6 protein-coding genes are annotated in these 6,489 nt (G+C 41.5%); 4 read left to right on the top strand and 2 right to left on the bottom strand.

Annotated elements, in window-relative coordinates; translation table 11 throughout:
* Window positions 1–111 precede the first annotated feature (111 nt).
* Window positions 112–1,158: a 6-phosphofructokinase gene (locus ACESMA_RS21040; protein WP_372950849.1), complete on the top strand. Its 1,047-nt coding sequence runs from the start codon at window positions 112–114 to the stop codon at window positions 1,156–1,158.
* 45 nt (window positions 1,159–1,203) lie between these two features.
* On the opposite strand, the gene rsmG is transcribed toward ACESMA_RS21040, so the two are convergent.
* Together rsmG and ACESMA_RS21030 are read right to left on the bottom strand one after the other, a co-directional pair.
* A complete protein-coding gene (gene rsmG / locus ACESMA_RS21035; protein WP_372950848.1) occupies window positions 1,204–1,827 on the bottom strand; it encodes a 16S rRNA (guanine(527)-N(7))-methyltransferase RsmG in 624 nt (207 codons plus the stop codon).
* 6 nt (window positions 1,828–1,833) lie between these two features.
* Entirely contained in the window at window positions 1,834–2,445 is a 612-nt protein-coding gene (locus ACESMA_RS21030) for an RNA polymerase sigma factor (RefSeq protein WP_372950847.1), read from the bottom strand.
* 270 nt (window positions 2,446–2,715) lie between these two features.
* Between ACESMA_RS21030 and tgt the strand changes: the two genes are divergently transcribed.
* From tgt to ACESMA_RS21015, 3 genes are all read left to right on the top strand, one after another.
* Window positions 2,716–3,843: a tRNA guanosine(34) transglycosylase Tgt gene (gene tgt, locus ACESMA_RS21025; RefSeq protein WP_372950846.1), complete on the top strand. Its 1,128-nt coding sequence runs from the start codon at window positions 2,716–2,718 to the stop codon at window positions 3,841–3,843.
* Window positions 3,844–3,850: 7 nt separating this feature from the next.
* Window positions 3,851–4,936: an LptF/LptG family permease gene (locus ACESMA_RS21020; RefSeq protein WP_372950845.1), complete on the top strand. Its 1,086-nt coding sequence runs from the start codon at window positions 3,851–3,853 to the stop codon at window positions 4,934–4,936.
* Between the two features lie 192 nt (window positions 4,937–5,128).
* On the top strand, window positions 5,129–6,489 hold a 1,361-nt coding region (locus ACESMA_RS21015), incomplete at its 3' end, for an acyl-CoA carboxylase subunit beta (protein ID WP_372950844.1).

Genomic DNA, 6,489 nt, shown 5'->3' with positions numbered 1-6,489 from the left:
CTTAATTATATTGCCGCTGAGATAAAATGAATGAGAATAATCTGATTCTTCCAATATTCTTTTGTAATTTCGGTAATCATTCGAAATATAAAACAAGAAACTACATTGTTTATGAGCAAATCAGAGAAACAAAAGCGAATTGGGATTTTAACCGCGGGTGGCGACTGCCCCGGTTTAAATGCTGCCATCAGAGGTGTTGGAAAAACGGCAATTGTTGAATATGGGATGGAAGTTTTGGGATTCAATGCTGGTTACCTCGGATTGATTAACAAAGATTACATCGTTTTAAAAGAGTCACAACTCTCGGGCATTCTTACAGTTGGCGGAACTATTTTAGGCACATCGCGCGAAAAACCGTATAAAATTGTAAAAAGCGACAGCACCGAATCTGACAAACCCGAAAAAATAAAACAAACATACAAAGAACTGGGCCTCGACTGTGTAGTTTGCATTGGCGGAAACGGCACCATGAAAACAGCCAATATGCTGGCGCAGGAAGGAATGAATGTGATTGGAATTCCAAAAACCATTGATAATGATGTCTGGGGAACCGATGTTACATTTGGGTTTGAATCGGCTGTACAAATTGCCACTGATGCCATTGACCGTTTGCATACAACTGCCAACTCGCACCAACGGGTAATGATTATTGAGGTAATGGGGCACAATGCCGGATGGCTGGCACTTTATGCAGGCATGGCCGGCGGAGGTGATATAATTTTAATTCCCGAAGTTCCCTACAATATACGTTCGGTTTGCAAAAAAATTGAAAAACGTTACGAAGACAAAAAACCCTATTCGATTGTGGTAGTTGCAGAAGGGATAGAGCATCCGAAAAAAGGTTCGGCAGCTTCGTACCTGGCCGAAGCCATTACAACCTATACAGAAATTGAAACCCGCGAAACAGTGCTCGGATACATCCAGAGAGGCGGTAGCCCCACTCCAATGGACAGAATTCTTGCTACCCGGTATGGCGCATTTGCCGCACAGTGCATAGCCGATGGGTGCTTTGGCACTATGGTAGCACTAAAAAAAGGCGAACTTACAACCGTACCGCTTGACGAAGTGGGAGGAAATCTCAGACTGGTGGAACCTGATAATCCGCTTATAATAAAAGCGCGAAAAATGGGTGTTTCGTTTGGAGACGAATTTTTATAACAGTGGAATTCCTACAATCCGTGTGTTTGTAAAATATAAGAAAGCTTACTGCAGTGGCAGATGCACCAGTTTTTTGGTTTCAAAAAATTCTTCCTCAAAATATTCTGAAAGTTTCTGAACAAAAGCCTTTTTTCGGAAAGAACGAACTTCATCATCGAGATTTCCGCCCTTGAGGTAAATGACCCCGTTTGGAAGCGCATTATGCTGAACCGATGAAATATTTTTTCTTATCCAGTAAACAAATTCGGGCAAGGTGGTTACGGCCCTGCTCACAACAAAATCGTACTTACCCTTTAACTGCTCTGCTCTTATTTGTTCTGCTGTCACATTTTTCAAATCAAGTGCACGGACAACCTCATTCACTACCCTGATTTTTTTTCCGATGGAATCAACCAGATGAAACCGGCATTCAGGGAAAAGAATAGCCAGTGGAATTCCCGGGAAGCCGCCTCCAGTTCCAACATCAAGTATTTTAGAACCGGGAGTGAATCTGATGAATTTGGCAATGGCCAGCGAATGCAGGACATGGTGTTCATAAAGCTGGTCAATGTCTTTTCGCGAAATGACGTTAATTTTGGCATTCCATTCGGAATATACTGGAAACAACTGATTCAGTCTGGAAACCTGTTCTGGTGTTAACCGGGAAAAATATTTCAGAATTATGTCCATTTTCAATCAATCTTCATTTCCCATTTCCGTATTTTCAATGAGTTTAAAAAGCATCTCACGTGCGCGAAACAACTGAGCTTTTACAGTTCCCAGAGGAATATCAAGCTCTTTGGCTATTTCTTCGTATGAAAACTCACGAAAATACCTTAATTCCACAAGTTTGCGGTAACGTGGTTTTAGTTTTCGCACAATATTGTGAAGCAGAATCGCTTTTTGTTGCCTGATAAGTTTTTCTTCAGGATTCAGCTCTTTTGATTTTAACCTGATAACTTCACTGTTTTCGGAAGAATCACCGTTATTTTCAAGTGCAATATAAGTTCCTTTTTTCCTTCGTAAAAAATCAATGCAATTGTTGGACGCAATTTTAAAAAGCCAGGTACTGAATGCGTATGTGGGTGAGTACTGATGCAGGTTTCTGAAAGCCTTGCCAAATGCTTCGAGGGTTAAATCTTCAGCATCGTTGCGGTTATTAACCATTTTCAGCAACATAAAATAGATGGCATCTTTGTACCTTGCCAGCAGCCGGGTGAAGGCTTTCTCATCACCTTCCAGCGCTTTTTGCACCAGTTCATAATCCTGACGGGCCTTATCCGATAAGTTTACTTTTTTCCTTTCCATTTTTCCTTTTGGCCACGATTGTAAAACAGCAGAAGTTAAAATACCTTCAAAGCCGGCAAAAACAAACCAACTAATAACGAAGGTAAGAATATTTTACGTCTGGCCAAACGATGAAGTATTTTTTTTATGATAACTGAACAACTAATTGTAAAAATCAGATAACCAGCTACAAATATAACCAACAATTAGAATTTATTAACAGGTTGGTCATCATGAAATTCCCTTTCAATTCGAGTTATTTGGCTATATTTGCGCCCTGAAAAACGGGTAATGAAATTCAAATTAACTGCAACAGAAAACGGAACACAGGCCAGGGCAGGTATTCTTTCTACCGGCCACGGACAAATTGAAACGCCGATTTTTATGCCGGTAGGAACAGCAGGATCGGTAAAAGGGATTCATGCCCGCGATTTGAAAGAAGACATTCAGGCTCAGATAATTTTAGGAAACACTTATCACCTTTACCTGCGTCCGGGAATTTCAGTAATTGAAACAGCCGGCGGATTGCATAAATTCAACCGCTGGGATGGCCCAATTTTAACCGACAGTGGCGGATACCAGGTTTTCTCGCTGGGCGATATCAGAAAGCTGAGTGAAGAAGGAGCCCGTTTTCAGTCACACATCAACGGTTCTTACCATCTTTTTACACCCGAAAATGTTATCGACATTCAGCGTTCAATTGGCGCTGACATTATAATGGCTTTTGATGAATGTACTCCAGGCGATGCTGATTTTAACTATGCAAAAAAATCGCTGGAATTAACGCAACGCTGGCTTGACCGTTGTTTCAGGCAATTCGAAAAAACCGAACCGAAATACGGGTATTCGCAATCACTTTTCCCCATTGTTCAGGGAAATACGTTTCCCCAATTACGTAAACAAGCTGCCGAACATGTAAAAACTTTTAATGCCGACGGTTATGCGATTGGCGGTTTATCGGTTGGCGAACCTGAAAATGTGATGTACGAAATGACCGAAGTGGTTAACGCTGAATTACCTGAAAATAAACCACGTTACCTGATGGGAGTGGGAACGCCGGTAAATATTCTGGAATCGATTGACCGGGGAGTGGATATGTTCGATTGCGTAATGCCAACCCGAAACGGCAGAAACGGAATGCTTTTTACCGCGAAAGGAGTGATTAATATCCGAAATAAAAAGTGGGAAAACGACCATTCGCCAATCGATGAAAACGGAAATTCTTTTGTTGATTTTTACTCCAAAGCGTACCTCAGGCATTTAATAATTTCAAACGAAATGCTTGGCGCACAAATTGCAAGTCAGCACAACCTGGCCTTTTATTTGTGGCTGGTAAAAACAGCCAGACAGAAAATAACAGAAGGAAATTTCAAAAGCTGGAAAGACGAAATGGTTCAACAACTTAAAAGCAGGTTATAAGTTAAAAATGAAGTTCTATAAAACCATAGATATTTATATAACGCAAAAATTCCTGGGGACATTTTTCTATGCCATTGCACTCATACTTAGCATTGCGGTGGTGTTCGACATGTCGGAAAACCTGGATGAATTTTTATCGAAAGATATTACATGGGGAACTATTATTTCTGAATATTACCTGAACTTTATTCCTTATTTTGCCAACCTTTTCAGTCCGCTGTTCACCTTTATAGCGGTAATTTATTTTACATCGAAAATGGCCTACAACACCGAAATTATTGCCATTTTAAGCAGCGGCGTTTCTTACGCGAGGCTCATGCGGCCATACATTGTTTCTGCCTTTGTGCTGGCCACATTTTCATTCGCACTTGGAAATTACGTGATACCACCTGCCAACGAAACCATGAACCAATTCAGACAATTTTATATTGACAACAATCCACAGGTTGTTTCCAATGAAATAAATATTCACCGGCAGATTGAGCCAGGCGTATTTATTTACATGCGACGGTTTAATGCCAGCAATGTTGGCGATCGTTTTACACTCGAAAAATTTGACGGTGCCGAACTTGTGGAGAAACTCACTGCTGATAATATTCGCTGGGATGAAGAATCAGGTAAATGGATTTTAAACAACTGGTGGAAAAGGAAAATATACGACACGCACGAAGAATTTGAAAGAGGATACAGGCTGGACACCATTTTAAACATGACCCCCGAAGATTACAAGGTGGTTAAAAACCAAATGGAAAATTACACCACGCCTGAACTGAAAAAAGAAATTTCGTTGATGAAAATGCGGGGAGTAAACACCGTTGAATGGGAAATTGAGCGACACAAAAGGGTTGCAGGCCCCTTTTCAGCTTTTATATTAACCATAATAGGCGCCGGCCTTGCATCGCGAAAAATTAAAGGTGGGCTTGGTCTCCACCTCGGACTAGGCTTGCTGCTTAGTTTTTCTTACATTCTTTTTATGCAAATTTCAACCGTGTTTGCAGTAAGTGGAAATGCCCCGCCACTTCTGGCAGTTTGGATACCCAATCTTGGGTACAGCCTGATTGCATTCTTTGTTTTCAGGTGGGCAGCCAGGTAATATAAAAAGCAATTCCTTCCACCATTCAAACAAAAAATATAATTATTCGACTGGATTGTATCAATCTCCCTTAAATTACGTACCTCAAATTGTGATTTATGGTTGCAGAGGGAAAAAATTTATAATTTTGCCCGGATTCTTAAAATCAAAAAGCCCTTCAATGAAGGGGATTTATTAATTAAAAATAGTTTTATGTCATTAAGAAGCAACGTTCTTGACCTTCGCAAAAGAAAAAGGGAGGTTCAAAAAGGTGGCGGCGACAAAGCCATAGAAAAACAGGCAAAAATGGGTAAACTCACTGCCCGTGAACGTATCCTTGCCCTTTTAGATAAAAATTCATTTCACGAATACGATCTGTTTGTGGAGCACAGTGCCAAAGACTTTGGCATGGACACCAAAGTGCTGCACGGCGATGGTGTAATCATTGGAACAGGAACCATTTACAGCAAACCTATATGTATTTTCGCGCAAGATTTTACAGTAGCTGGTGGTTCGCTTGGATTAATGCACGCCCGTAAAATTACTAAAATAATGGACCATGCTCTGAAAATGAGGGTACCACTTATTGGAATCAATGATTCTGGAGGTGCCCGTATTCAGGAAGGGGTAAATTCATTGGCCGGTTATGGTGAAATTTTCTTCCGCAACACGCTGGCTTCAGGTGTAATTCCGCAAATTTCTGTAATCCTCGGCCCCTGCGCTGGTGGAGCAGTATATTCACCTGCCCTAACCGACTTTGTGTTTGTGGTTGAAAACATTTCTAAAATGTTTATTACCGGACCAAGTGTTATTAAGTCGGTTTTGGGTGAAGAAATTTCGATGGAAGAGCTGGGCGGTGCACGGGTTCATGCTGAACTTACCGGAAATGCCCACTTTTTTGCTACCAGCGAACTGGAATGTTTCGAACAAATTAAAAAACTAATCAGCTACATTCCCCGCAACAATGACAGGAAAGCAATGCCATTCCCGCCCAAACCACCCAAAAAAGGGAAAAAAATTGAAGACATTGTGCCGGGAGATCCGCGGATTCCTTACGATATGCGCGATATCATAAAAACCATTACCGACAGTTCAGAATTTTTTGAAGTAATGGAGTACTTTGCACCAAATATTATTATTGGTTTTGGCCGAATGGAAGGTGAAACCGTTGGGTTCGTTGCCAATCAACCCATGGTTTTGGCGGGTGTACTCGATACCGACAGTTCTGACAAAGCAGCCCGTTTTATCCGCTATTGCGATGCATTTAACATTCCGATTGTTACCCTGGAAGACTTGCCGGGATACTTGCCGGGAGTAGATCAGGAACATGCCGGTGTAATCCGCCATGGCGCAAAAATTTTGTATGCGTACAGCGAAGCAACCGTTCCAAAAGTTACTGTTATTCTCAGAAAAGCTTACGGAGGCGGGTACATTGCTATGAATTCCCGTCACTTGAGGGCCGACTTTGTATTTGCCTGGCCAACTGCCGAAATTGCCGTAATGGGCCCGGAAGGTGCTGCCAATATTGTTTTCCGTAAAGAAATTTCTGAGGCTGAAAATCCTGAAGAAGTGCG

The organism is Mariniphaga sp., from assembly GCF_041687215.1.
Classification (GTDB): domain Bacteria; phylum Bacteroidota; class Bacteroidia; order Bacteroidales; family Prolixibacteraceae; genus Mariniphaga.
Note: the sequence above shows the minus strand (reverse complement) of the source record. Positions and strands in the feature narration are given on the sequence as shown.